The sequence below is a fragment of the Lentibacter algarum genome, assembly GCF_040580765.1.
Taxonomy (GTDB): Bacteria; Pseudomonadota; Alphaproteobacteria; order Rhodobacterales; family Rhodobacteraceae; genus Lentibacter; species Lentibacter algarum.
Genome location: NZ_CP158687.1, coordinates 2,223,407 through 2,248,577 on the forward strand (window position 1 = coordinate 2,223,407; position 25,171 = coordinate 2,248,577).

General features: G+C 53.0%; 31 protein-coding genes. 14 read left to right on the top strand and 17 right to left on the bottom strand.

The features are described 5' to 3' along the window. Window positions 1–38: 38 nt before the first annotated feature. The 6 genes from DSM117340_RS10930 to DSM117340_RS10955 form a co-directional block, all read right to left on the bottom strand. Entirely contained in the window at window positions 39–293 is a 255-nt protein-coding gene (locus DSM117340_RS10930; protein ID WP_089894215.1) for a DUF3303 family protein, read from the bottom strand. A 3-nt stretch (window positions 294–296) separates the two neighbouring features. Continuing rightward, window positions 297–635: a hypothetical protein gene (locus tag DSM117340_RS10935; RefSeq protein ID WP_089894217.1), complete on the bottom strand. Its 339-nt coding sequence runs from the start codon at window positions 633–635 to the stop codon at window positions 297–299. A gap of 28 nt (window positions 636–663) precedes the next feature. After that, window positions 664–993 carry a nuclear transport factor 2 family protein gene (locus DSM117340_RS10940; protein ID WP_280099343.1) on the bottom strand — a complete coding sequence of 110 codons (330 nt, stop codon included), beginning with the start codon at window positions 991–993 and terminating at the stop codon, window positions 664–666. 3 nt (window positions 994–996) lie between these two features. Then, on the bottom strand, window positions 997–1,344 hold the full coding sequence (locus DSM117340_RS10945; RefSeq protein WP_089894219.1) for a cupin domain-containing protein: 348 nt from the start codon (window positions 1,342–1,344) through the stop codon (window positions 997–999). 67 nt (window positions 1,345–1,411) lie between these two features. After that, window positions 1,412–1,798, bottom strand: coding sequence for an MAPEG family protein (locus tag DSM117340_RS10950; RefSeq protein WP_089894222.1), 387 nt, complete (start codon window positions 1,796–1,798; stop codon window positions 1,412–1,414). A 35-nt stretch (window positions 1,799–1,833) separates the two neighbouring features. Beyond that, window positions 1,834–2,463, bottom strand: a complete 630-nt coding sequence (locus DSM117340_RS10955) for a hypothetical protein (RefSeq protein ID WP_354689608.1) — start codon at window positions 2,461–2,463, stop codon at window positions 1,834–1,836. Window positions 2,464–2,567: 104 nt separating this feature from the next. Between DSM117340_RS10955 and DSM117340_RS10960 the strand changes: the two genes are divergently transcribed. The 9 genes from DSM117340_RS10960 to DSM117340_RS11000 all read left to right on the top strand — a co-directional run bounded on the left by DSM117340_RS10960 (window position 2,568) and on the right by DSM117340_RS11000 (window position 10,719). Further along, complete coding sequence (locus DSM117340_RS10960; RefSeq protein ID WP_235281436.1) at window positions 2,568–3,041, top strand: helix-turn-helix domain-containing protein; 474 nt, start codon at window positions 2,568–2,570, stop codon at window positions 3,039–3,041. Between the two features lie 155 nt (window positions 3,042–3,196). Beyond that, entirely contained in the window at window positions 3,197–4,438 is a 1,242-nt protein-coding gene (locus DSM117340_RS10965; protein WP_354689609.1) for a tyrosine-type recombinase/integrase, read from the top strand. A gap of 439 nt (window positions 4,439–4,877) precedes the next feature. After that, complete coding sequence (locus tag DSM117340_RS10970) at window positions 4,878–5,756, top strand: MurR/RpiR family transcriptional regulator (protein ID WP_089889205.1); 879 nt, start codon at window positions 4,878–4,880, stop codon at window positions 5,754–5,756. A 31-nt stretch (window positions 5,757–5,787) separates the two neighbouring features. Next, window positions 5,788–6,567 carry an ABC transporter substrate-binding protein gene (locus DSM117340_RS10975; RefSeq protein ID WP_038010059.1) on the top strand — a complete coding sequence of 260 codons (780 nt, stop codon included), beginning with the start codon at window positions 5,788–5,790 and terminating at the stop codon, window positions 6,565–6,567. 33 nt (window positions 6,568–6,600) lie between these two features. Then, on the top strand, window positions 6,601–7,308 hold the full coding sequence (locus DSM117340_RS10980) for an ABC transporter permease (protein ID WP_038010061.1): 708 nt from the start codon (window positions 6,601–6,603) through the stop codon (window positions 7,306–7,308). Between the two features lies 1 nt (window position 7,309). Further along, window positions 7,310–8,044 carry an ABC transporter permease gene (locus DSM117340_RS10985; protein WP_354689610.1) on the top strand — a complete coding sequence of 245 codons (735 nt, stop codon included), beginning with the start codon at window positions 7,310–7,312 and terminating at the stop codon, window positions 8,042–8,044. Further along, window positions 8,041–8,799, top strand: coding sequence for an amino acid ABC transporter ATP-binding protein (locus tag DSM117340_RS10990; protein WP_354689611.1), 759 nt, complete (start codon window positions 8,041–8,043; stop codon window positions 8,797–8,799). Before DSM117340_RS10985 ends, DSM117340_RS10990 begins: the two co-directional genes overlap by 4 nt. Before the next feature lie 43 nt (window positions 8,800–8,842). Then, a complete protein-coding gene (menC, locus tag DSM117340_RS10995) occupies window positions 8,843–9,997 on the top strand; it encodes an o-succinylbenzoate synthase (RefSeq protein WP_089889195.1) in 1,155 nt (384 codons plus the stop codon). Then, window positions 9,994–10,719 carry a GNAT family N-acetyltransferase gene (locus DSM117340_RS11000; protein WP_038010067.1) on the top strand — a complete coding sequence of 242 codons (726 nt, stop codon included), beginning with the start codon at window positions 9,994–9,996 and terminating at the stop codon, window positions 10,717–10,719. The genes menC and DSM117340_RS11000 overlap by 4 nt, the downstream gene beginning before the upstream one ends. 241 nt (window positions 10,720–10,960) lie before the next feature. Here the strand turns inward: DSM117340_RS11000 and DSM117340_RS11005 are convergent, their stop codons facing one another. The 4 genes from DSM117340_RS11005 to DSM117340_RS11020 form a co-directional block, all read right to left on the bottom strand. Next, a complete protein-coding gene (locus DSM117340_RS11005; protein ID WP_048599855.1) occupies window positions 10,961–11,527 on the bottom strand; it encodes a tyrosine-type recombinase/integrase in 567 nt (188 codons plus the stop codon). 195 nt (window positions 11,528–11,722) lie between these two features. Further along, window positions 11,723–12,454, bottom strand: a complete 732-nt coding sequence (locus DSM117340_RS11010) for a hypothetical protein (RefSeq protein WP_354689612.1) — start codon at window positions 12,452–12,454, stop codon at window positions 11,723–11,725. Next, entirely contained in the window at window positions 12,451–13,092 is a 642-nt protein-coding gene (locus DSM117340_RS11015; protein ID WP_354689613.1) for an AAA family ATPase, read from the bottom strand. The genes DSM117340_RS11010 and DSM117340_RS11015 overlap by 4 nt, the downstream gene beginning before the upstream one ends. A 67-nt stretch (window positions 13,093–13,159) precedes the next feature. Continuing rightward, window positions 13,160–13,978: a hypothetical protein gene (locus DSM117340_RS11020; RefSeq protein WP_354689614.1), complete on the bottom strand. Its 819-nt coding sequence runs from the start codon at window positions 13,976–13,978 to the stop codon at window positions 13,160–13,162. Window positions 13,979–14,164: 186 nt separating this feature from the next. On the opposite strand from DSM117340_RS11020, the gene DSM117340_RS11025 reads away from it, so the two are divergent. Then, on the top strand, window positions 14,165–14,941 hold the full coding sequence (locus DSM117340_RS11025) for a hypothetical protein (protein WP_038010145.1): 777 nt from the start codon (window positions 14,165–14,167) through the stop codon (window positions 14,939–14,941). Window positions 14,942–15,185: 244 nt separating this feature from the next. On the opposite strand, the gene DSM117340_RS11030 is transcribed toward DSM117340_RS11025, so the two are convergent. From DSM117340_RS11030 to DSM117340_RS11040, 3 genes are all read right to left on the bottom strand, one after another. After that, a complete protein-coding gene (locus DSM117340_RS11030; RefSeq protein ID WP_038010143.1) occupies window positions 15,186–15,518 on the bottom strand; it encodes a DUF3768 domain-containing protein in 333 nt (110 codons plus the stop codon). Next, on the bottom strand, window positions 15,511–15,969 hold the full coding sequence (locus DSM117340_RS11035) for a hypothetical protein (protein WP_038010142.1): 459 nt from the start codon (window positions 15,967–15,969) through the stop codon (window positions 15,511–15,513). Before DSM117340_RS11035 ends, DSM117340_RS11030 begins: the two co-directional genes overlap by 8 nt. Before the next feature lie 419 nt (window positions 15,970–16,388). Beyond that, entirely contained in the window at window positions 16,389–17,030 is a 642-nt protein-coding gene (locus DSM117340_RS11040; RefSeq protein ID WP_354689615.1) for a hypothetical protein, read from the bottom strand. Window positions 17,031–17,341: 311 nt separating this feature from the next. On the opposite strand from DSM117340_RS11040, the gene DSM117340_RS11045 reads away from it, so the two are divergent. The 3 genes from DSM117340_RS11045 (at window position 17,342) to DSM117340_RS11055 (ending at window position 19,358) form a co-directional block, all read left to right on the top strand. Then, window positions 17,342–17,668, top strand: coding sequence for a DUF6626 family protein (locus tag DSM117340_RS11045; RefSeq protein ID WP_143037447.1), 327 nt, complete (start codon window positions 17,342–17,344; stop codon window positions 17,666–17,668). A gap of 153 nt (window positions 17,669–17,821) precedes the next feature. Further along, a complete protein-coding gene (locus DSM117340_RS11050) occupies window positions 17,822–18,184 on the top strand; it encodes a hypothetical protein (protein ID WP_089894165.1) in 363 nt (120 codons plus the stop codon). Between the two features lie 541 nt (window positions 18,185–18,725). Continuing rightward, on the top strand, window positions 18,726–19,358 hold the full coding sequence (locus DSM117340_RS11055; protein WP_089894227.1) for a tyrosine-type recombinase/integrase: 633 nt from the start codon (window positions 18,726–18,728) through the stop codon (window positions 19,356–19,358). A gap of 170 nt (window positions 19,359–19,528) precedes the next feature. Here the strand turns inward: DSM117340_RS11055 and DSM117340_RS11060 are convergent, their stop codons facing one another. After that, window positions 19,529–20,911, bottom strand: coding sequence for a transposase (locus tag DSM117340_RS11060; RefSeq protein ID WP_138017549.1), 1,383 nt, complete (start codon window positions 20,909–20,911; stop codon window positions 19,529–19,531). A 466-nt stretch (window positions 20,912–21,377) separates the two neighbouring features. Here DSM117340_RS11060 and DSM117340_RS11065 point away from each other — a divergent pair, with 466 nt between their 5' ends. Continuing rightward, window positions 21,378–22,610, top strand: a complete 1,233-nt coding sequence (locus tag DSM117340_RS11065; RefSeq protein WP_089894230.1) for an aminopeptidase P family protein — start codon at window positions 21,378–21,380, stop codon at window positions 22,608–22,610. Window positions 22,611–22,668: 58 nt separating this feature from the next. On the opposite strand, the gene DSM117340_RS11070 is transcribed toward DSM117340_RS11065, so the two are convergent. The 3 genes from DSM117340_RS11070 to DSM117340_RS11080 all read right to left on the bottom strand — a co-directional run bounded on the left by DSM117340_RS11070 (window position 22,669) and on the right by DSM117340_RS11080 (window position 25,166). Next, window positions 22,669–23,715 (bottom strand): GlxA family transcriptional regulator, encoded by a 1,047-nt coding sequence (locus DSM117340_RS11070; RefSeq protein ID WP_089894234.1) that lies wholly within the window; start codon window positions 23,713–23,715, stop codon window positions 22,669–22,671. 117 nt (window positions 23,716–23,832) lie between these two features. Further along, window positions 23,833–24,276 carry a nucleoside deaminase gene (locus DSM117340_RS11075; RefSeq protein ID WP_009808113.1) on the bottom strand — a complete coding sequence of 148 codons (444 nt, stop codon included), beginning with the start codon at window positions 24,274–24,276 and terminating at the stop codon, window positions 23,833–23,835. Next, complete coding sequence (locus tag DSM117340_RS11080; protein WP_039965789.1) at window positions 24,273–25,166, bottom strand: polysaccharide deacetylase; 894 nt, start codon at window positions 25,164–25,166, stop codon at window positions 24,273–24,275. The genes DSM117340_RS11075 and DSM117340_RS11080 overlap by 4 nt, the downstream gene beginning before the upstream one ends. Between the last annotated feature and the right edge of the window lie 5 nt (window positions 25,167–25,171).

A 25,171-nucleotide genomic window follows, 5' to 3' on the forward strand; every position in this document is an offset into this window, starting at 1 on the left:
TCCAGTATGAGTGTTAAAGTGGTTAGCGCATTCGAAGGCTACTTTTCCACAATCGGAGTGACCTCAAAATTCCCCATTTCAAGGATTGGATCGAATGCGGCATCAAGCTGCTCAAAGTTATCGGCTTCTAATACCATGAAAGCCGTATGTTCTAGACGATTGGAATAGTGACCGTGCACCTTGATCCCGTGATCGCCGACGCTTGCTAATGTATCCCTGAATAACGGGAATTTTTCTGGATGATGCGCTTGGCACGTCGAGTAATCATGCGTGAGCTTGACCATAAATAACATTCTTCAATCCTCACCTAATTGTGCGCGACTATCGAAAAAAAGCTCAGGAAGTGGAGGCGGCGGTGCGCTCACATCTAATCCATGAACCTCGGCGGCGAATTCAGCAAATTCAGGAGGCATTGTAGACACTATTTGTGCCCAACTCGCAGCAGGATCATTTCCTTCCATTGTAATGATGAGAAAATCTCCTGCTGGTGTCTGCTGTAAGAATGATCTTTCATGAACACCGGCTGCTTCTCGTGAGTTTGCAAAGTCAGGTGTAGCGTTTACCTGCTCCATCATCGCTTTCCACTTGTCCAATTTGCCCGGTAAGATTGGCATGCACATAGCTAACATTGGCATTGTCTACTCTCCTTTTGGATGTTTCAGGTTACTTGATCGGCGTCGCTCCCGTTTCAGTGCGAATGATTTTCCCATCTTTGAGCAGGTTGACAACCATCACGGCCTCTGATGTCCCATCTGGGAAAGTCATAAGTGAGTGCTCAACCATGATCTCTTCGTTTTCATAGAGACACCGTTGGTTGCTGAAGCTTAATGTATCGCTTTCCATCATAGCCGTTAATGTAGGCATCCAGTCTGATTTGCTAACCTCCGCACCCAACTGATGCCGAACAAAAACGAAGTCTTCATGCAAACAATCCAGATAACCTTCAATGTCCTTACCATCCTGGGCGGCTTTGATTTTTTTGTAGAGCGACATCTTTCATTCTCCCCACATGCCAGCAAACTCAAAGACAACTGCTTGTTTGCCGCCCACACACCAAGCGTCGTGATTTGGTGAGATGGCATATGCGTCACCCGCAGTGTAGGTTGCCTCGGAGCCGTCGTCGCATACGCAATGAATTGTACCCTCTATAATGATCCCAACATGCGTTGCTTTGCAGCTGGCTGTACCCACGATCGGCTTGATGTCCTTCGACCATTTCCAATCTGGTGCGAGTGTGAGCTTCATCACACGCTGACCAAGAACGTTAACAGCTTCCATACGAGCGTTCGGCATATCCTTGGCTTCATCGGCTTGAGACGCGAAACTTTTCACTTCTATCGGCATTATTCTTTCCTTTGGTTTAATTATTGGATTTCATTAAGCGAGTAAGGCGCCACAAATTTTTGACAAGTCAAAGAACCAAGCCCACATAGAGCAGAGCGGTGCATACGAAGGCCGTTACCCAAGCAGCGGTTCGGAACCAAACGATCCCGAGCGCGTAGAGTGCGACATATGCAATTCGAGCGAGGAGGAACGTCAGCATCAGTTGATCAGCCAAATTGTCGGCGGCATTGGACAGATGGGTCATCAAAACTGCAGGTGCTACCAAAGCGAGCGCAAGCAGCGAGTTATTCGCGGCGCGTTCCATTCGCCCAGCAAGGCCTGTCAGAACGAGATCTTCTCGATTGCCGGCAAGCGTCGATAGCCCGACCTGCTGGGCCGCTACCAAGACTTGCGCCAAGATTACAATAACGACAATCAACCCGTAAAATGCCAGATAGAGTATAAAGTCTTGCATATATTCGTCCTCCAATCGGTCAGTTTCGTAAGTGCCTAAAGGATGCCAGCAATTTTCGTGATTGAACGCATGTCGATTTCGAGACCGTTCATCAGCTGCCCAAATTCAGGACTGGCCGCCAAAGCGTCGTAGGTTCTCTCAATCGCCGACATGTCAGGATAGGTTACACCCAACATGTATGTCCCAAGATCAGACCCAGTAAGTGTTTGTCCCATGCGCATGGTCTGTGCACCTGCTGATTTGAACACGGGCGCGGTCTTGTTTAGCAAATCTAGCATTGCAGTTTCTTCCAAAGACCGACGATGGGCCCTCGTCAACATCAGATACTTGGGCGTTGGCTCAAGTTTTGGCTCAAATTCGATCGGTTTACCCCGAAATACATTTCGAGCAAAGGGCGCTACAGCGTGATCGCTGATCATACGCGAATAGGCGGAGGACTGCGGGATCATGTTCATAACGCTCTCAAATCCTTGTAGGTCATCAAAGAACTGAACATTCACCAAAGCCCCGGGATAGCGGCCTGAGATCAAGCTGCCATATGTCACGCGAACTGCGCCATTTTGTCGGCAGTCCTGCGCGAAGTTGGCCAATTCGTTCAAAGCGCCAGATCTGCTTGCTGCGGGGCAAGTAGCTGCGGTGATGGCGATAAATTTGGGAGTAGACATCCGAAAGCCTCCAGTTTTTTTTGAACTAACCATTTCTTAGAACAGGTTGACCTGACGCAGATGTACCGTCTAGTCTGTATGTTAAAGTGGTTTGGAGGCATGACATGCTTAACTTGAAAATCGTCGAAGAGGAAATGTGCCCAATCGGCCTGGCTGGACACCTGCTTATTGACAAGTGGATCCCAATAATTATCCGCGAAATTGCGTTATTTGATCGACGTGGCTTCAACGAGATATTGAAAAACAATCGTGAGGGAATTTCTTCGGCTTCGCTGTCATCACGATTGCACTATATGGTACAGCTGGACCTGTTGAATGTTCAAAAATCGGACGATCACGCACAGAAGAAACTTTATTTCCTCACTGAAGCTGGGATCGCTTTCGTACCTATTTTGTTTCACTTGGCTAGTTGGACTGCCGAATTCAGAAACCCCTCGCCGGAATTTGTTTCGCGCACCAGTCCATTTCATTCAGGGGATGATGATTTGAAAAAGAAGCTACTCGAACGGCTGCACCAGATTCATGTGACGAAGACGATTGAACCAACGCCTTTGTGGTGGCTGGCTGATAACCTATAAATTTTCAGTTACACGTGGCTGCGCGTTCGACAATATCAACTTTAAAGCTTCAACAACCTTGAATCTGCTTCAACTACCAAGCGCTAAACCCTCAAACACACACTTTGATAGACTTGTTGGTGCTTTGAGCCATATTGTTTGGCAAGGAGCATGACATGCGACAGCTGCGCGAAGATACACATCTGATACTGGACGGCGAGGTGCGGGTGTATCGCCGTGAGCGCAGCAAGCGCTGGCAGGCGGCCTTTGTGATTGACGGGCACACCATCCGCATCAGTACCGGCAAGCGTGATTTGGCTGAAGCTAAAGAGTATGCGCGGGATACGTTTCTTGAATACAAGTTCCGCCACAAGAACGACCTGCCTGTAGTCACCAAGAAGTTCTCTGATGTTGCTAAGCTGGCGATTGCCGATATGAGCAAGCAGCTGGATGCAGGCTTGGGGCGTAAAGTGTTTGCAGACTACATCGTGTGTATTGAGCGTTACCTGATCCCCTTCTTTGGGGCACAGTTTGTGACCACCATTGATTATGAGAAGGTGCAACAGTTCTACGAGTGGCGGCGGGCTAAGATGGGCCGTGAGCCGAAGGCCTCAACGCTCAACACGCATAACTCAGCTATGAACCGTGTGCTTGAGGAAGCTGTGGCGCGGGGCTTTATCGCGCACAAGAATGTACCACTGCTGGTAAACCGTGGTGAGAAGAGCGAACGCCGCCCAGACTTCACCCGCGAAGAATACGCCACATTGATCCGCAAACTGCCCAGCTGGATCAACTCAGGCAAGGCGGGCAAACCCACAGACATGCGTCACCTCATGCGGGACTATGTGCTGATCATGGCCAATACAGGCATGCGCCACGGGACAGAGGCGCTGAACCTCAAGTGGAAGCATGTGACGCTGTTTGAGGAAAAGGACCTGCAGTACCTAGAGATGAGCGTGACTGGCAAGACTGGTCGCAGGGACATCATATGCCGCAGTGGAACCATCAACTACCTCAAGCGCATACACGAGCGGTCAGAGGACATACGCCACATCCCTTTTGAAGACCTGCTCAAGCAGCGTGTAGATTTGCCAGTGTTTAGGTTGCCAGATGGCACAGTCTCAAAGAACATCCACCAGACGTTCCGCAAGTTCCTCACAGATACAGGGCTGATCATATGTCCGCGCACAGGGCAGAATAGGACGCTCTACAGCCTACGCCACACCTACGCGACCTTTGCTCTTCTCAACGACGGGATGGATATACATGCGCTGGCTGTGCAGATGGGCACCAGCATTGGCATGATTGAGCGGCACTACAGTCATCTGACACCGCGCCTCAAGAAGGACATGCTCACGGGCAAGCGGTATGAGCTATCGCGGGATGAGTTTGATGCACATACAGAAACCAGCGAGTAGCTAAGGGCTACATCTTGGGCGGAAAGCGGTAGTTCGCTGCGGTTTGGATAGAGGTCCGCTGTGCGGGACTTTGCGGCCGTTCGGTCAAGCAATACCAAGGTCTGGTTTCACCTGATCAGAGCGGACTTCACTCCGAAATCGAAGAATTGGCTTCCAGGCCCTGCGACGCCATTGGGTACCCGGCAGCTTGCGGTCCGGTGGGGCAGTGAGGTGATTTTGAATTGAACCCACATTGTTGCCAGTCAAGAATACTGCGCCCGTATGCAACACTGTGCGCGATAGTGTGTCATTTAAAACAACCGCCGCCCCTGTTACTGGCTCATAATATTTCAGTATCGCATGGTTCTGCAGTCAAAATGACAGAAATATTTGAGATTTGACAATTTGGAATAAAACTTTCAATGTACGGCGAATCCCTAAGCCGTTTCGGAGTTCACAATTGCCCCTGCCAATAGAGACCCTTCTCTCCAATTCCATGAGGAATGGCAGTAAAGCGGACAAGGCGATTGCCAGCTACATGAGTGGCTCCCTGACGGAACTTCCTTTTGAAACGGCCGCAAGTATCGCAGCGAAAGTGAAGGTGAGCGAAGCCACCGTAGGTCGCTTTTGCCGATCGATCGGCTACGAGAGCTTCAGGAACCTTAAGGAACATTTGAAAGGTCACATCGGGGACCATCCTTGGCTCATGAGTGAACGTCTGAACGAGCTTCGCAAAAACTCGGAAAACAATGAGTCCCATCTTGCGCGCGGGATGGAGATGGAAATTGCTGCTTTGGTGTCTGTCTACGAATTGGCGACAACAAAGAACTGGCAGCGTGTGGTAAAACGTCTGGCCAAGACGGAACGGATTTTTATCACCGGGTTTCAAACCGAACGGGGCATCGCCCAATATTTCGCAAACCAACTGCAATATCTGCGCGATAGCGTGACGTTGATGGACCTTGCCGGAGGGAATTTTTCTGAATTGCTGGCGTCGGACACCGCCGCTTGCCTGGTCATCTTCGAGGCCCGCAGATATTCGCGGCAGGCCAAGGTGCTGGCGCAAGAAGCACATGGCGCGGGCATACCTGTCACGCTGATCACTGACGTCTATTGTGACTGGGGAAATGGGGTCGCCGATGAGGTGTTTGCCGTGCCGACGCAAGTTAACCAGTTCTGGGATTCCACCGCCCTTATGGCGAGTCTGGGCAACCTTCTGATCAACGGCGTATTCATGGAGCTTGGCCCCGATACAGGGGACCGGCTGAACCAAATCGCTGAATTGTTCGGGCGCATCACAGGCCATGTGGGCGACCCTGTCACCCAAATAATGAAGTAACGAAAACCAAACTCAACGGGAGAAGACCAAAATGAAAACCAAACTGACGACAATGATCGCGACGGCGGCCCTCACGGCAGCCTTTGCAGTGCAAGCCACCGCAGAAACTGTGACAATCGGAACCGAGGGCGCGTACCCTCCGTTCAATTACATCGAATCTGATGGGACAATCGCCGGTTTCGACATCGATATTGCCTTGGAATTGTGCAAACGCATGGATGTAGAATGTGATGTTGTAGCCCAAGACTGGGACGGTATCATCCCCGGCCTGCTGGCAAACAAATATGATGTGATCGTTGCGTCGATGTTCATCACCGAAGAACGCAAACAGCAGGTTGATTTCACTGACCCTTACTATCTTGCTGCGATGACGCATGTTGTCCCAATGGGCAGCGATATCATCGAATTCACCAATGAATCTCTTTCGGGCCTGATCATTGGCGCGCAGTCGGGAACAACGCAGGCCGACTTTGCCGAGGCAACCTATCCTGACGCCGAAGTCCGCCTTTATCCTACGCAGGACGAAGTAAATTTGGACATGGCAAGCGGTCGTATTGATCTGCAAGTCGGTGACATGCTGCCGATGCTGGATTGGACCACAAAATCCGAAGACGGCGCATGCTGTGAGTTGGGAGGCGAACCGATCACCGATCCTGCCTTTGTCGGCGACGGCGTTGGCATGGCCGTGCGTCAGGAAGATGACGAATTGCGCGAGAACCTGAACAATGCGCTTGCAGAAATGCGTGCTGATGGAACCTATCTTGAAATCAACAACAAGTATTTCGAAATCGACGTCTATACGATGAAATGATGCAATTTGTCCCCCCAACCACAAGGCCACGCCATGTATGAGCTCTTTGCATACGGCGATGCCGGCTGGGGGGATGAAATTCTGCGCGGGCTGGCGATTACGGCGCAACTTGCCATCGTAACGCTGCCCGTCGGGCTCGCCCTTGGATTTCTTGCGGCGTTTTGTTCGCTGTCGCAGTTGCGAACTCTGCGCTTTTTCGGGTTCGGCTACACAACCGTCATGCGCGGGTTGCCGGAAATCCTAACCCTGTTTGTGGTCTATAACGGCGTTGGTTTGCTTTTGAATTCGGCGCTACGCTGGTGGAACCCTGACGGCGGCGGCACTAATTTCAGCCCCTTTGCAGCCGGTGTTATCGCGCTTGGCATGGTGTTCGGTGCCTTCGCGGGCGAAGTGATCCGAGGCGCGTTCAACTCGCTTGATAGAGGACAGGCCGAGGCTGGCCGCGCAATCGGTATGAGCCAGCGAAAGATATTCTTTCGGATCCAGTTGCCGCAATTGTGGCGCTTTGCGCTGCCCGGCTTAGGCAATCTCTGGATCAACATGCTTAAAGATACAGCGCTTGTCTCGGTGATCGCCTTGGATGATCTGATGCGCATGACCAAAGTGGCCGTTGGGGTCACGAAACAACCCTTCACCTTCTATCTTGTGGCTTGCCTGATTTATTGGGTGCTTTGCCTGCTGTCGGAAGTGGTTCTGGCGCGGATGGAAAAACGTGCCAATCGTGGCGTAAGGAGGGCATGAAATGAACCCGATCGACGTCCTCATCCAATACTGGCCGCGCCTTCTTGATGGCACACTCATGACGATCAAACTGACGCTTCTTGGCGCCTTAATTGCAGCGTTTTTCTCTCCGGCGTTCGCCTTGATCCGCGTGCAGGCACCGACAATGGTCCAAGCCCCGCTGAGGCTTTACATCTCGTTTATGCGCGGCACGCCGATCCTCGCGCAGCTGTTCCTGATCTACTATGGTTCGGGCCAATTTCGTCCGTTCTTAACAGAATGGGGCCTCTGGAATTTCTTTCGGGATCCGTTCAATTGCGCCCTCCTGACCTTTGCGCTGAACTCGACCGCCTATCAAACTGAAATCCTGCGCGGTGGTATCATGGGCGTGAACCGTGGCGAAATCGAGGCTGCCAAAGCCATCGGCATGAGCCGCCTCACAACTTTGCGCCGTGTGGTCTACCCGCATGCGTATCGCATCGCGTGGCCCGCTTTGGGCAATGAAGTCATTTTGCTGATGAAGGCCAGCGCGCTGGCAAGCGTGGTGACGGTTTTTGATATCATGGGCCGCACGCGGCAGGTATTTTCCAAGACATTCGATTTTTCGGTCTACCTCTGGGCGGCTGTAATCTACCTCTGCATCACTGCAATCTTTGTGCTGATCTGGCGACAAGCAGAACGACGTCTAAGCCGCCATATCGAAGCCCATAACAAACCACGTGGCACCACGGTGCCAGTGAAGGAAGCCCAAGGATGACCCAAGCGGAAACCGTTCTAAAAGCCGAAGATATCCATAAATCCTTTGGACACCTCGAAGTTCTCAAGGGCATTTCACTTGAAGCGAACAAACATGACGTGATCTCGATCCTCGGCTCCTCGGGTTCTGGAAAATCCACCTTCCTGCGCTGTCTCAATTTCCTCGAAACGCCAACCTCTGGCAAGGTGACGGTTCAGGGCGAAGAAGTCATTGTACGCAACGGTAAACCGCAGAATGCGCGCCATATCGAGAGCATCCGCAGCCGTCTGGGCATGGTGTTTCAACAGTTTAACCTCTGGACACACCGCACGGTTCAGGAAAATGTGATGGAAGGACCGATACAGGTCAAACGCGTCGCGAAGGCAGAGGCCCGCGACAAGGCCGAGGCACTGCTCAAGCGCGTTGGGCTTGAGGATCGGATGCAGATGTACCCCTCGCAGCTCTCGGGTGGGCAGCAGCAACGAGTCGCCATCGCGCGCGCCTTGGCAATGGAACCCGATGCAATCCTGTTTGACGAACCAACCTCCGCGCTCGACCCCGAGTTGGTGGGCGAAGTACTGAAGGTGATGCAATCGCTCGCCGCTGAAGGGCGCACAATGATTGTCGTGACCCACGAGATGGGCTTTGCCCGCGATGTATCCTCTGAAGTTGTTTTCCTGCATGAAGGCCGAATTGCCGAGCAAGGCCCGCCAGAGGAAATGTTCACCAATCCCAAGACAGAAGAATTCAAGCGCTTTATCTCTAAGGTAAGCTAGCGGGGTTTCCGCCCTGAAATCTCAAGCCATTTAGGTCAAAAATATGCCAGAACATTCAACCGCTTTTGCCCCTACCGCCCTGCGTGGAGGTATCCTGATCGAAGCTGCCGAATTGCGGATCGTGAGCCTGCCTCTGCTCACACCTTTTGTCATCTCAAGCGGCACTATGACCTGCAAGACATTCCCGCTTTTGGTGCTGAAGGGCGAAGGGCTTGAGGGCATAGCCGAGGCGGTGATGGACCCAACCCCCGACTATCTTGAGGAAACCATTCCCGGCGCAATGGCCTTTCTGCGTGATGTTCTGCTGCCCTCGATCATCGGCAAGCGATTTGCATCTCCTTACGAGCTGGAGCCATATCTCGCGCCGTGGCGCGGCAACCGGATGGCCAAAGCCGTTGTTGAAATGGCGTTCTGGGATATGTGGTCCAAAAGCCTTGGCATCCCCCTGAAGGCAGCCCTCGGCGGTGTGGGCAATTCTGTTGATGTCGGCGTCAGCCTTGGCATCGCACCTATTGAGAAAACCCTTGATCGCATCGACGAAGCTTTGGCCAGCGGCTACAAACGCACCAAGTTAAAGATCGCACAAGGCCATGACGTCAAAATCGTCGAGGCCGTGCGCAACCAGTACCCCGATATTAAGCTGACGGTAGACGCCAATACCGATTACGGGCTTGCTGACCTGCCGGTTCTGCAGGCTCTGGACGGCTTCAACCTTGATTATATTGAACAGCCGCTGGCGTTTGACGATATCCATGATCACGCCCAAGTGCAGGCATCGCTAAAAACGGCGATCTGTCTGGACGAAAGCATCCGCAGCGCCAGCGATGCACGCAAAGCCCTGGAAATGCGGGCGGCGCGGGTCATCAACATCAAGGTCGGTCGCGTTGGCGGGTTTGCCGCGGCCCGTGCCATCCACGACACAAGTGCGGCCTTTGGGGCTCCGGTCTGGTGCGGTGGCATGCTGGAGGCAGGCATCGGTCGCGCGCATAATATCCACCTTGCAACTTTGGCCAATTTTACCAAACCCGGGGATACATCAAGCGCCAGCCGCTATTTCAAGCGTGACATCATCAATGAACCGCTGGAAGCCTCAAACGGCGAGATGCCCGTTCCAGCAACCGGCCCCGGCATCGGCGTGACGCTGGACCACGATTATCTAAAATCCGTTACCGATCACGTTGAGGAGATTGGGACATGAACCAGCCGACGCCAGAACTGACGATACGCGAGTTGAACTCGGTTGAAGAACTAAAACGTTCTGAGGCGTTTCAACGCGAAGTCTGGGGACAAGACGACCCGGCCGACAATTCTGACATCATGCTCGCGATTCAGCACGAAGGGGGATTGGTTGCCGGTGCTTTTTCCGAGGGGCGCATGCTGGGCTTTCTCTTTGGTTTTCCAACCAGTCAACCCGATGTGCAGCATTCGCACCGACTAGCCGTGCATCCAGATAGCCGCGGCATGGGGCTGGGCGTAAAGCTGAAATGGTATCAGCGCGACTGGTGTCTTGAACGAGGTATCACGACGGTGCGTTGGACCTATGACCCGCTCCGCCGCGTCAACGCGAACCTGAACATCGCAAGGTTAGGGGCGACCGCCGGGACCTACTACCATGATTACTATGGCAAGATGGAGGGTATCAACGCCGGTGTCGCCTCGGATCGCCTGCTTGCCGAATGGCACCTAACCGCGCCCGAAGTCGTACACCGCGCCGAAAATCCGCGCACCCCGCCTGTCACCGGCGGCGACCTCCGTGTCGCAATCCCTGCTGATTTCGGTGCACTTCTGTCGAACAACCTCAAGGGCGCCGTTGCCGAACGCCTGCGCGTGCGCGCAGCACTTACGGCTGCTTTCGCGGACGGGTTTCGCATTTCGGGCTTTGACACAAAAACCTGCGAGTATCTGTTGACCAACCCGTAGCAACTTTTTTGCCCGCCCCATTGCCGGTGGCGTTGTGGAGCCTAAATAGGCGCAATGCTGTCGACAAAATCATCCGCGAGGAGCAACCGCGTGCCCCTCCTCTTTTCCCGACGCACTCCATGAATCAACGGCCGGTTTCCGTGCTTACTTCAAAATGTTTGCAGTGCAGCATCTGGGAATAAGGGCTCAGACCCGACCTTAGCTGCGCGACCCACCAAGGTCCGCTAAGGGCCGAAAGCGCCTACAGCAGCTCCACAGCCTCGCTAAGCTGCTCAGAATTCACATCGATATATCTCTGGGTAGTGCTTATGTGACTATGCCCCGCCAGCTCTGCTAACAAGCGCACCCCCACGCCTTTGTTGGCCAACCTCGTGATGTAAGTGCGTCTTCCCGAATGGCTTGAAGCATCCTTGAGACCCACAGCTTTGTAAATGTCCAAGAACAGCTGACACATGGTGTTGGCTGAGAAGTGCCCGCCCTTTTGGCTTTCAAACAGCGGGCGCTGTGGATCGCCCAAGTATTTACTCGCACCATAGTCTCCAAGTGCTTTGCGTAGGCGCTGGTTCAAATACACCGTGCGTGTGTGCCCACCTTTGCTCTGTGCTGCGCTTAGGATGAACTGCTCACGCACGTTGCCTGCTTCATCAAACACGTTGCCCACGGTGAGCGCAGCAATCTCCTTGGCCCTCAGCCCTGCGTAAAAGCTGGTGAGTATGATTGTCTCGTCACGTGTTGGATGACGACGACTGCGGCAGTACTGTATAACCCTGCGCAGTTGCGCCTCGTTCAATGTCTGTGCTTGGCGCATGTGCTGATCCCCTCAAAACCTAAGCTTTTGTGTGCTTTGAGTATAAAGTCTGAGGTATTGGTTGGGCGACCGGAAATGGCACCAAATGGTCCGTCAATGAATTCAATGAGTTAAGCAAAAACCTCATACTATACTGATTGTATGAGGTTTTGGGCTGTGTGGTTCAGCTCAAGCAAAACTGCGCAGTTAAAGCCTTCAGGGTGTGCTCACAGCGACTTGCTGCTTTGCCAATTGCAGATGATTGACTAAGGGAGCAAAATCGCCTGCCATCTTGAGCAGTACTTTGTATTTGGCGAAGTCGTACAAGTGCACTTGATCGATGGCGGGCAAGATCACCTGCAGCTGTTTTACTAGATGTGCAAACTGAGGTTCTGCCTTTAACGCACTCAGCCGTGTCCAAAAATGCTCAAGCCAAGGCAGTAGCGCCGCGAACTCAGCAAAGCGCCCTTCTGCAAGGTCGCGTAGGTGGCTTTCATAAAAGCCAGCTAATTCGAAGTCTTTGAGTTCAGCTTTGTTGGAAACATAGAGGGCATGGTCCAATGCGCCCAAGACAACAGCTGGCGCTACATACGTCGCAGTCAGCTCTTCTAATGTACCGTCAAATAGGGCTGAACATCCATTGAGGGTAAAGTAGTCGTGAACGTTATCACCAAAACGAAACGTCGACTGCAGCTTTACAAGATAGACCTCTTCATCGATTTTTTGCATGACGCTGTTGGGTCTTAAAATGATTTTGCTGTCAAAAGGTATCTTTGAAACAGCGCTGTCCAGCTCACAGGCGTAATCGCGACTATCAAGATCAGCATGTGAAGCTGGCACTTCCTCTTCAACAATATGCCACAGCCGCACATCGTATTCGTTGGCGATCTGACAGGTTAGATGAAGCGCTGCGATGCATTTGTTGTATGTGTCTAAAGCATTGGTCATGGCGCTAGCGCCTTGCTGGCGATAACCGTCGCTTCAACGAGATCGATCAGATCACGTGCGCTGCCTTGAAAGCTCTGCAGCATCTGCTCAACATCAGCTCTTGCCGGGGTCAGCCCCTCGGCTTCCAAGATAGCCTTTGCACGATCGACCCAATCAAGGTTGCTGGGCGGGTCTAGGTCAATCACGCGGAACCTGCTGAGCACGGCACCCATGATGCGGCTCTTGTGGTTGGTCGTGGCCACAAAACGGATCAGATGCCGTTTGCTATCCATAAACTCGCGGAACTTGGGCTGCACTGTGCGTAGGTCCATCTCATCGATCTCGTTGATGACGATCATGGCTTTGTCAGGATTGCCAAACATCTGATAGTTTACCTCAGACATGATCTTGGCTTCATAGTCTTTACCAAGACTGGCAGCATTACACTCCCACTGCATGTGTTGAATATTGTGATGCTCAAAGTAACTGTGAGCGATCACACGTGCCGCTTCTGTCTTGCCTGCACCTGGTGGGCCTGCAAGCAACAAAGGCTTAGCGGGTGGCAGCTCACAATATGAGCGAATAACACTGGCATTGAGCGGGTCCGCAATGACCAAATCGCCAAAGCTGCGTGGTAGGTGTTTAAGATCAAATGACATGCTCAGCTCCTTTGGATGCATGTAGATGGAGTGGGGCAAAATATGACTGCCCCACTCACCGTTAGATTTATCCATAGGTATGGGGTGCTGCGCCGTTTGTGCGCACGCCACCGCCAGACACGCTGACTTGTGCACCGGAACCAACGCGGATCATTTTGGAGGCAAACTCACGCACATCACGTGCACGCTTGGTTGCCAGATCACCTGCGTCAAGCTTGGCGAGGCTTTCTTGGGCGCGTTCATCCAAGTCTTTGCCCGATGATACCAAGACAGCATCAATGATGCCCGCTTCGTTACACCCGTAAACAATCGTGCCTGTGCCGTTGTCATTGCAGCGCACTAGCGCGACCGCATAGTCTTCCTCGTAATCTGTGTTTGGCTGGATGAACGTTGGCAGGTCAAACGTGCTCACGCCCACTTGCACTTCCTGCAGACCCTCAAGCGCCAGCTTCTTAAAATCCTCTTTGGACATAGTCGCAGATTTTGTAGATTTGGGCACGCGGCGCACTTCTTCAATGCCACCACATTCTTGCACATAGCTGGTGAAGCTCTGATCTGGCCCCTTCATGTCGTGAGCGATGGCCACAACCCGTGCATAGGCTTCTTCACGGCGACCTTGTCCCGCAAACACATAACGGATCACTTTAAGGGCAAGGCTGGTGTTTGCTTGAGTTTTAATCTCAAGATCAGTCAAAAGAGCTGCAAACGCGCGGCGCTTGCCCACCTCGGTTTTTAGCTCCGCATACAGCGCGTAAACCCCTTCAAGAATTGCATAGAGCTCATCGTTGGCAGCACGCAGCGTGCCTTCTTCCCACACGGCACGGGCTGCGTGCATTGCATCGAGGCGTTGGTGGATGTCAGTCTTAATTTGTGTCTGAACAGACATAGTGTTTCCCTTCATCAATAATTGGGCCGTCTTGGGCCTGTTTGTTTGCATCTGGGTTTTAAAGATTTTGGGGCACTACGAGCTGCGCCGATCAATCTTCGATTTTTAAAACCATCAGATTGATACTTCTATAAAGACTAAATCGAGCTAATTTTGACTCCTTAACTTTTTGAAGGAGACGGAGTCATGGTCAATAATCAGGCCAATGAAAGCTCAGCAACGCTGGTGTTTGAGACCACCCCACCTTATCTCAGTGTGACATCAAAAAGCCGGTTTAAGGGACGGCGCAACCTGCCCTATCCGGAAGCCCAGCCTTATAAAGCCTCCATATATTATTGGTGGTGGGCGTTTTTGAAACGCAACAGGAACTATCAAATAACCTGTGCAAATAACGGCAAGGGCCACTTATCTAAACTGTATCAGGACTTTGGAAATATTTTTGATATTGCGTTCGAGGATTGGTGGAAGCATGGAAAGTATCTGTTTGCCGAGCAGAGCGCTCTTGTAAGCAAACAGCCCGATATTGCGGAAGGCGATATATTGTATCGCATTGATCCTTACCGCTCATTCAATCAAATCCATGAAGAAATCAAAGCCATTTACGGGAACGCAACTGTTATGCGTTCCATAAGTGAGCGCCGCAGAACCTCCTCGGCAAAATACCCAATTTATGCAAATGCCTCCGCCTATAATCTTTACCGCGTGCTTAAGGTGTGGGACTTGCGGTGCAAGCACTCCGAAGCATCGGCTTATGATTTGGGAATTATGGCAGGTTTAAAGCCAAACCTTTTACCACCCTCAAGGTACGGGCACACTAGAACGCGCAGTGCCGCTGCAATTGAGCGACATAACAAGCGCGCTCACATCAGCATAGCCAACCAATCCAACAGATATTTGCGCACTGCAGAGCAATATATAGACAATGTTGGGCGTGGAGAATTCCCAAAAGCACTGCGACGATAAAATTGGGTCATTGATTTTATTGAATAATAAGGCAAACACGCTGTTTGGAAACGCCATGTTTGAGTTTTTTGTCAAACACGCTGTTTGCAACAGGAGTGTTTGAGTATTTGCAAATAAACGCCGTGTTAACACCGTAAGTTCAAACAGCGTGTTTGACCTGAACATTGCTGTCTCACGCCCTCAGTGCTGACATTTTATAGGGCAGATTTGCTGTGTTTGTGTTGGGATGATGTGTGAGTTGAGCTCAGTACTCATCAGCCAACATGATTGTGAGCACCCGTGCAGTCACAGCAGGATCACTTGGATCCGGCGAGTGCATCTGCAGGTCTAGATCGTAGTAGTCGAACTTCCAAAAGAACGTGTTACCTGAGAGCTTGATGACCCCACAGTCGTGCTCCGCGTATGGGTCGTTGTCTGGTGTAAAGCCATCGAAGTCCTCTACAGCGATTAACAGCTCTGCCACTGTGAGGGGATCGCAAGACAATACGCCCTGAGTGAGTATCCAGCGACAATGATCAAGACGCTGCCGCGCTCGATCATTAAGTGCTGCTATTTTAGCTGTATTTGCGTCAGGCATTTGCTGCTGCCTTGGCCGCCCCTGGTTTAAGACGTGGTTGCCGCTCTGCTACTCGGGTAATGGCCGCGTCCAGCTCCCCTGCAGCTGCCGCGTTTAGAAATGCATCAAGCACAGCTGACACCTCATCCAATGACTTCACAAACACTGCGTTGTTGGTGCCATCAGCTGCAATCACACGTGCTCCATAACGGCACTGCACGTACCAGCCGCTGTCTTGTGCAAAGAACCACGGGCGGACACGGCGATGCGTTTTGACCATCACACGCTCTCCCATGTCGTTGGTCATCCACTTATGCCGTTCAACGCGGTGGTCTTGCTTGTTGAGTGCTGCCGCGTGCACCAGCTTTTGTTCCTTAAGCCCTGCTACGAGTTTGTCACGTCGCGCTATGATGGGATCGCGCTTGGTGCTGCGATCAACTGTTTTGAATGTAAGCTTTGCGAGATGTGTCATGTGCGCTCCTTGCTGTTTGGTTACAGCTAAAGCGTATGTTCAGACTTAATGTAGAGCTACCGGAAAGACGCCCAAGATACTGATTATATGTGATAATATGAGATTATAGGATAATGCGCAGATAAGTGCAGCATTGGTCATATGTGTTCGCGCTTAGTGATTGGTGTATAGAAAGCAGCGCTCACATACCGACCCCGCGCCCACAAAAAAAGCGTCTAACGGTATGCTCCGCTGACGCTGTGTTTAGCTCTTATGTCTCTGTCTGTTTGATCAAGTTCGTTTGAGCTAGTCTTGATGTTCTGTGTTCTTTTGAACCTTCGTTAGTTCGAACAATTGCTCGTGAACAAGGATGTGCCAAGACCTGCGCCATTGGCATCTGTGTTGTTCAAACTGCTCAGGTGTTTGCTGCGCGAAGGGGCTTAGCCACGCTCCATCATCTGCAAATCACCGCTTGCCTCATATCGTGCCTGTTGTGTGTTTAATGCCTGTTGTGCCTGCTTTAGCCAGAGTGGGCTGGCTGCCCTTTGAATACGGTGTGCCTGTTGCTCAGCGTAGTGCTCATTTAATGTGTGCTGTGGCGGCGGGGTTGATTGCTTGGCGTCCCAACACAGACCGTCCGAAATTGTATCATTGCCCATGCGCCAATACTCATGCGTAACATAGCTCGTGACAGCTGCGCGGTCTTGTACGGGCATGATCCAGTTTTTAGCCAGCGGTGCTGTTTGAGTGTGATGCTGTGCCCACACTGCATTGAGCACACAGCACATGTGCTCCGTATCTTGCAGTGGACTTGGCATGACAAAGTGAACATGGAAGTTCTCATGGTCTGACCCTTCATGCGCAAAGCACCAGCGTGGCACGCGTGTGTTCTGGCGCTCTGCTGCTTTGCCATAGATCACGCGGTCAATCTTGTTCCAGTAGCTGCGCAGGAGCTTGTCAGCGGTGTTGCGGCCAATGGTTCTGCCGTTCACGAACTTGAGCGTACCAAACACATTCCAGTCTTGTGCCAACAAGTGCTGTACCAATGCCTGTCGTTCCTGTTTGCGCTGCTCAAATCCCATTGCGGACCTCCATGTTTATTTATCAACGAAGGCGCAAAACGGGGAAGAAACAGATTATGCTGTGTCCCAAAAACAGGCACGCACAATTGTGTTGGAACCACTGTGTTGTAGGTTTGTGGTTGCAACATAGTGGTTATCCCACAGTCTCCTGAGAAATTCCCACAACACAGTCTCGCCCTACAGTGTCGCAAGAAGTTTCCGCAACACAGCTTCTGGCTTGGGTGCTGAGCGACACTATCCGCCCTAGTGTTTGCTCCAACACAACTGTGTTTTGATAAATACTTGCGAGGCCATAACACTGGGAGAATTGGATGAGCATAAGACTTTTAGAACACATGCGCGATGAATTGATCGCAACCGGTATCGTGCAGAACACACCAGAGTTCTGTCACAGCTGGCTGGGGCGCAGTGAGGGCTATATCCGCGTGCTGCGCTATCACAACACGGAACCAAGTGTTGGCACGCTCAGTATATGTTCGAGCAAACTCGGCTATTATGCAGCGCGATTGGCAGAAAGTAATCAGCAAGATCATCAAGCGTGGGGCAAGCGTTTGGCTTATCTAAAGGCGCTGTGTGACAGGGCCATAGCTGAGCAGGCAGAAGCGGTTTGGCGTGCGCCGGAACGGATGGCGGTATAATGCGATTTAATCATTGCAACGTCATTTATGACGTATCTCATCCGAAATTCCCCTTGCAGCCTCAAAAATCTGCGCTGCGGTTTTTTAGCGGGAAGTACTTACACTTTTGGGGTGGCCTTTTGCGTACCCCACTCCCCCAGCCAGGAGCAGAGTATGACTGACCGCGAGGAACTGCGCCGACTGATAGATGTGATTGAGAAGGCTTCAGCTAGTGTTCAGCTGGATCAAGCCATTGAGGACATTAAGATCTTTGCCAACACCACAAGCTTCTTGGCCAACAAGCTTGAGACACGGCTCAAAGGTGGCGACGTCAATGCCAAGAAGCAGCCAAAGTCGCGCATTGGCAAAGCCATTGCAGCTCCGCAAATTCCCAAGCCCAATGTGCCAAGCCAACAACAGGCTGCGCCAGACGCTGCAAGTGGTGGCATGCCCTCAGCCCTATCAACTTCAACATCACAGGCGGATTACGACAGGCTCAAGCCGCAGGGCGCGCAGGGACCAATATCCGGCAATTGAGTATTGTGGTGTCACACAGCGTCTGTGCGCGGGCTGTAGGCGGTGACCACGTTGCGTCAGCGCTCAGTGTGGCTAGCAACTAGGGTTACTGCGCTACGCTGCGTTTTGAGCGCTTTTTATGCAAAAAGCGTTGTAACGAAGTACTGCGAAACTCTATTGACTGTCAGGCTGAAAGGCATGCCTTAGAAAGTTACTATTGAGACATTCGCACAGCGGTCGTTGGTCCAAGACGCAGCGAACGGCAAGAAAGAGCCCCACAGCGGAAGTCCTTATTTTGTGCTGCGTGCGCTTGCAGCACGGAATGTGCTGCATTGGCGAAGGTTTTGATGCTGCAATACGGCGTAAGAAGCAGCCATTCGCACAACCCGGAGCATGGATATGGCAGTTAAAGATCAAGTCGCGGAGCTTTCCCGCCGCATAAATCCCAAGCAAAAAAACCTAAGCACCATTGACGGGCCACAGTGTGTCGACCCGATGCTATGCTCCAGACGTCAGCGCGGTGCTGACGTCTGGGTTTGGAGGGAGGATTGGAGGGCATGTTATGCCACGAGTCCAACTTCCCGCAGTCACCCCAAAACGCAAAGCTTGGAACAAAGGGCGGATCATCGGCCAGAAACGACCGCTGTTTCCCAAACAGGTTTGGGCAATCCGCGCTCGGCTCGAGATTGCAGGCTACCTTCGCGACCTCGCACTGTTCAACGTTGCGATTGATAGCAAGTTGCGAGGGTGCGACTTAGTCAAACTCGCCGTGACCGATTTGGTCAAAGATGATCACGTTCGCGAACGAGTTTCGGTGATCCAGAGCAAAACCAAAAAACCGGTTCGGTTTGAACTGACCGGAAACACGAGAGAAACTATTACTGCTTGGGTTAGGTCGCCTGAAATGATCGGCTGCCTTTTCATGTTTCCCAGCCGCTTCCACGACCGTCTGCACATCTCCACGCGGCAATATGGTCGACTTGTTCGTGATTGGGTGACTGCAATTGGACTGGAACCGAGCGGTTACGGCACTCATTCGCTCCGCCGGACCAAAGCTGCCGAGATATACCGCAAGACGGGCAACCTTCGCGCGGTGCAGCTTCTACTTGGTCACACAAAAGTTGATAGTACGGTGCGATATTTAGGCGTTGAGTTGGAAGATGCTCTGAGTATTGCGGAGCGCATAGATATCTAGGCAATGTTGGCGAACGGTGCTTGCCGTTCGCCAGATCACAAGAGATTTGAGATCACGTGGCGGCGAAAACGAAATGCAAGCCGATTCCGTTGAAAAAGTCGCTGATTTCGGGGCGTCTGTTTGAGGTATTGGTCTGATTTCGTTCAGATGTCTAAGGCGTAGCCGCCGCTTCAACCTGCGGCGGGCTCCATCGGTTTGAGCTTTGCGAGTTTCCGGAGGTTTTGGGCGGTGGCTGCGAGGGTAAATTCGTCTTGAACGCCGCATGGGCCCCGTAATCGGAGCCGCCCCAGGCCGAGGATGCGTTTGAGGTGGGCAAAGAGCATTTCGACCTTTTTTCGTCGCGCCTGAGCCTTGGGGTTGAACTCAGAGGCAGTGCATTGGCGAGCGAAGTCTCTGACGATCTCATATTTATCGCGATGGACCGAACGCGTTTCCGCGTTAGGGCAGCACTTTGCTTTCAGCTCGCATCCTGTGCAGTCTGATTTCAGTGCCCGATAGTTTCTGGATTTCCAAACTGGCGCATTCCGTTTTGGATCAGAATAGGTCCGCCATGTATGCCGCATCTCTTTGCCGCCCGGGCAGATGTACCGGTCGTTCTCATCATCCCATGTGAAGTCGGAGCGCGAGAAGGTTCCGTCCGTCCGTTCGCCTTTGTCAAAGACGGGAATAAAGGGGAGGATTTGGCGCATTAATGCCAGCCAGACCAGAGTGTCTGAAGACCCGTAGGCCGTGTCTGCCGCGATCCAATCGGGCTTCACGCCAAAGCGCTTTTCGGTCCGATCTAGCATCTTGCGCATCGCGCCGACCTCAGCGGTCTTGTTCGACCGGCTGGCGTCAACATCGACAATGATGCCGTGGTCCGTATCGATCAGATAGTTGTCGGAATAGGCAAAGAATGCCGGGCCTTTGCGCGCGGCAGTCCATTGGCTTGCGGGGTCAGCATGGGCGGTGAACTTTGGCTTGGCGGTGGTCGCTGCTCCGAAGGCTTCGTTGTCCAGAGTGTCGAGATACTCGCGCACCGCCCGGGGCGCATCGTTCGGATTAATCTCGCGTGCTGCCCAATCCTCTGGATTGCTGGAGTTCTGCTTTTGGACATCAGCGCTGATCAAGCTAGCATCGACGGCGAAGCCCTGGCCGCCGACCAAACCCTCTTCCATGCAGCGCGCGACCGTCCCCTCAAACACATGGCGCAACAGGTCGCTCTCCCGAAAGCGACCGTGACGGTTCTTGGAAAAGCTCGAATGATCCGGGATGTTGTCCGTCAGATCGAGCCGGCAAAACCAGCGGTATGCAAGGTTCAGATGCACCTCTTCGCACAGCCGCCGCTCGGATCGAATGCCAAAGCAATACCCGATCAGAAGCATCCGGATCAGCAGCTCTGGGTCGATGGAGGGCCGACCAGTGTGGCTGTAGAAATCCGCTAGGTGAGCACGGACGCTGGTCAGATCAACAAAACGATCAATCGACCGCACCAAGTGATTATGAGGAACGTGATCCTCTAGCGAGAACTCGTAGAACAAAGCTGCCTGCGCCTCTTGCCTCGGTCCCATCATCCCCAATCCTCCCATTCGTTGAGAGAATTGAATCAGCCGATCGACCGCCAATCAAGTAAGAGTTTTTCAACAAAATCAGCCCATATTCACGGATGCTGCGGTCGCAGCCCGCTTTGCGCTTTTCCCAGCGGCTGCAAAATCTGGGTTTGGTTGAATTCACAGAGTTGCGGGACTTTCCCGTCGTCGTCAGGGTGAGCGCGAAAGAGGACGCGTCCAAAGGCAGCTAACAGCTTGCGTTTTTTCAAAAGTTCGGCGGTGACCATTCTTGATCGGATGATGCTTTTCGTCTATTGACGGATCGTGGGATTGACGATGGCGTCGTCACTAGTCGACATCCGATTAGAGCATCCCTACCCAACCATCCTGAACGCCGGGATCTTGCTTTGCCGCTGTGTGGTGAGGGAAGGTGCAACCGGTATGTTTGGCACTCCACTTCAGCACACTCGGCCTGAACAGGAGTAGTCCGATGGCCGGAATATCCGAGTTTGGCGTTGCAGGACAGCGCCCCGATTTTTACCGTTTTCACCAAGGCGAAAAGGTGCTGCCTTTTGCAGACGCCGAATACGAAGCACGTCTGACCAAGCTGCGTGCGGTCATGGTGGACGAGGGCATTGACGCCGTTGTGATGACGTCTATGCACAACGTCTCCTACTACTCGGGTTTTCTGTATTGTGCCTTCGGGCGGCCTTATGCGCAGGTCGTCACGGCGACCGAAACCGTCACGTTCAGCGCAGGCATCGACGCGGCACAGCCTTGGCGTCGCGGGTACGGTGACAACATCACCTACACCGACTGGCAGCGGAACAACTACTGGCGGGCGATCCACTCCGTGACAGGGTCGGGCAAGGTGATCGGTTTCGAAGGGGATCACATCTCTTACACGCAACTGGGCCTGATGGATGAATTCCTGACACCCTCGGCCAAGAAGGACATTGCGCCCGCCACGATGCGTCTGCGCATGCACAAATCTGCCGCAGAAATTGAGCTGATCCGTGCCGGTGCTGCGACTGCGGATGTGGGTGGCTATGCCATCAAGGAAGCGATCAAGGTAGGCGCGCGCGAGGTCGACGTGGCCATGGCGGGCCGTGACGCGATGGAGCTGGAGATTTCCAAGCGTTTCCCAGACTCTGAGATCCGCGACACGTGGGTCTGGTTCCAATCCGGCATCAATACCGATGGCGCGCACAACCCAGTCACCTGCCGCAAGCTGGAGCGCGGTGACATCCTAAGCCTGAATACCTTCCCGATGATCTCGGGCTATTATACGGCGCTCGAGCGCACGCTCTTCGTCGAGGAAGTGGATCCGGCCAGCCTTAAGGTGTGGGAAGCGAACGTTGCTGCCCATGAATATGGAATGAGCCTGCTCAAGCCCGGCGCGTCCTGCGCCGAGGTCACGCATAAGATCAACGATTTCTTTGCGGAACGTGACATGCTGCAATACCGGACCTTTGGCTACGGCCACTCATTCGGCGTTCTTAGCCACTACTATGGCCGCGAGGCAGGGCTTGAGCTGCGCGAAGACATCGACACCGTGCTAGAGCCTGGCATGGTAATTTCCATGGAGCCAATGCTGACGATCCCAGACGGCCAACCCGGCGCAGGTGGGTATCGTGAGCACGACATCCTTGTGATTACTGAGGATGGCAACGAGAACATAACAGGTTACCCATATGGCCCCGACTTCAACGTCGTCGGGTAACCGATCCTACTTTACGGTATGAGCAGCTATAGCTGCTCATATCAGCTCTGTTCGTGAACTATTCATTGCTACTCAGAGTCTTGAGCCGCCCTCGGTGCCCATAGGGTGTCTCGCCGTATCGTTCTTTGTAGTGCCGTGAGAATACGTTGTTCGAATTGAACCCTGAGGCCATAGCGACTTCCATGACACTCAGGTTGGTTTCTGTCAGCAAAGTGCGCGCACGTTCCAATCTGATGTTACGGTAGGTTTGCGCCGGGGCCTCGTTTAGCAACTGCCTGAACTGACGTTCAATCTGGCGGCGCGAGATACCCGCGCTTGTGGCAAGTTCGTCGAGTGTCAGTGGGTCCTCAATGCTGTCATACATGGCCCGCAGAACAGCAAGGATACGTGGATTGCGCGAGCTGATGGCTTTGGCGATTGAGGAGCGCTGTTCGCTGCGGATCGCGACATCGGGACCGTTCAAGCACATATCCGAGACTGCGATTGCAAAATCCTCGCCATAGTCTTCAGCGATGATCGAAATCATCATTTCAGTTGCCGCCACACCGCCGCCGCACGTTAGCAGACTTCCGTCCCTTTCGAACCTCTGTGCCGTGGGTTCCAGATCCGGGAATTCCTCGACGAAGCCGGGCTGGTTTTCCCAATGAAGTGTAAAAGTTTTGTCACTGAGACAACCCGCGCGTGCGAGGGTCGCAGCACCGGTGCAGATGCCGCCGAGTTTGCCGCCAAACCGGGCGTGGCGGCGTATACCTCCCAAGACATCGTCCGACGCAGCCTGGATACCGTTGTTGCCGGAACAAACAAAAAGGTAGGTATCGGGGTTCAGATCGCTCAGGCTGCCATGCACATCAATATCGATGCCGGAGGATGACGAAACAGCCTTGCCGTTATCTGAGATGGCCAGCCATCCATAGAGTGGTTTTTGGGCAAGCTGGTTCGCGATACGCAATGGATCCAAAGCAGCGCTGAAAGCAAGCAAAGTGAATTGGGGCAACAGCAGGAATCCGAACCACCGGGTTTCCTGAGGGTCTTTGACAGGATAGCTGAACGCCCCAGATGGCACGAGATCCGGTCGATCCACAGTCTTGCTCTCGTTTTTGATCACACCTGCCCTCTTAGCTCGCTTTCTCCAACAGTATCGGGAACCAATCTGTCCGAAGGCGGGCCCGGCACATCGAATTTCCAAGACTTATTGACCAGGGAGGTTGCGTGCAGGACGCAATTACTCTGCGATGTCCTCAGCCCATAGTTCCGGCTCTTCATCGATAAACCTACGCATCAGAGCGATGCAATCCGGGTCATCTGCGACGATCACTTCAACGCCCTTCGAGCGCAAGAACTCTTCGTTGCCACCAAAGTTTTTGTTTTCACCGATCACCACGCGCGGGATACCGAACTGAATGATTGTCCCGGTGCACATCATGCATGGGCTAAGCGAGGTATAGAGCGTGGTGTCGCGATAAGTCTTCTGGCGGCCGGCCTTGCGCAATGCATCCATCTCGCCGTGGGCAATCGGGTCGCCTTTTTGCACCCGCTGATTGCGCCCCTGTGCTACAACCTCTCCACCGCGCGCCAGCACTGAACCTATCGGGCACCCGCCTTCGTCAAACCCGGCTTTGGCCTCCTCGTAAGCAATGCGCAGCAGGCGTGTGTCGTCAGCGTTCATGTGGTGTCCCCCAGGATTGGCCCGTCATAATAGGGCAGCCGCTCAACGCTTGGCGTCCAGATGCCGTCCTTCTGCAAATGGTCCATATGATCGGCAATTTCGTCAAGGGTGGCAAACCAGACGTCTTTGGTTTCCTGTGTTTTGGCAATCCATGCTTCGACCTGTTTCCAACGGGCCAATCGCCCGGTCAGGAATGGGTGGATGATCAGCATGAAGAAACCACCGGCGTCGTACTGCGCCTCGAACTCCTCCCAGAACCCGGCCAAGCCCTGAGACGGCCCGCGCACCGGCATCATGTACCCAATCTCGTCGTAATGTGCGAAAGGTGGCCAATCGTCGGTCCCCCAATGTACGGGCATTTCGTAGAGAGACCCGCCCTCGGTATCCAAACGATAGGGGATGTCGTCAGCCATCATTGAACTGTCATAGCGAATTCCGTGCTCGATCATCAGATCGACGACTTCGTGAGTGATATTGTAGACCGGTGCACGGTAGCCACGAGGCTTTTGCCCGCAAATGCGCAAATGCGCATCGAGCGTGCGCTCGAACCACTCGCGCTGCTCTCCTCGTGTCTTGATAGGATCCTCGTGCAAGTAGCCGTGATGCCCGATCTCATGGCCATCTTTCAGGATCGCCTCGGCCACATCCGGGTAGGTTTCAAGGCACCAGCCAGGGATGAAGAACGATTGTTTCAGCCCCAAACGACGATAGGTGTCGAGGATGCGGGGCAGTGCAACCAAAGGACCATAGCGGCCCATCGAGATGGGATAGAGCCGGTCATGGCTGTCCTCAGGCTTAGCGATATGGATCAGGCTGTCCGCATCCATGTCAAAGGTGATTGCCACGGCACATTTGGCGCCATTTGGCCAAGGAATGGGGTTTCGAAGCACCTCGG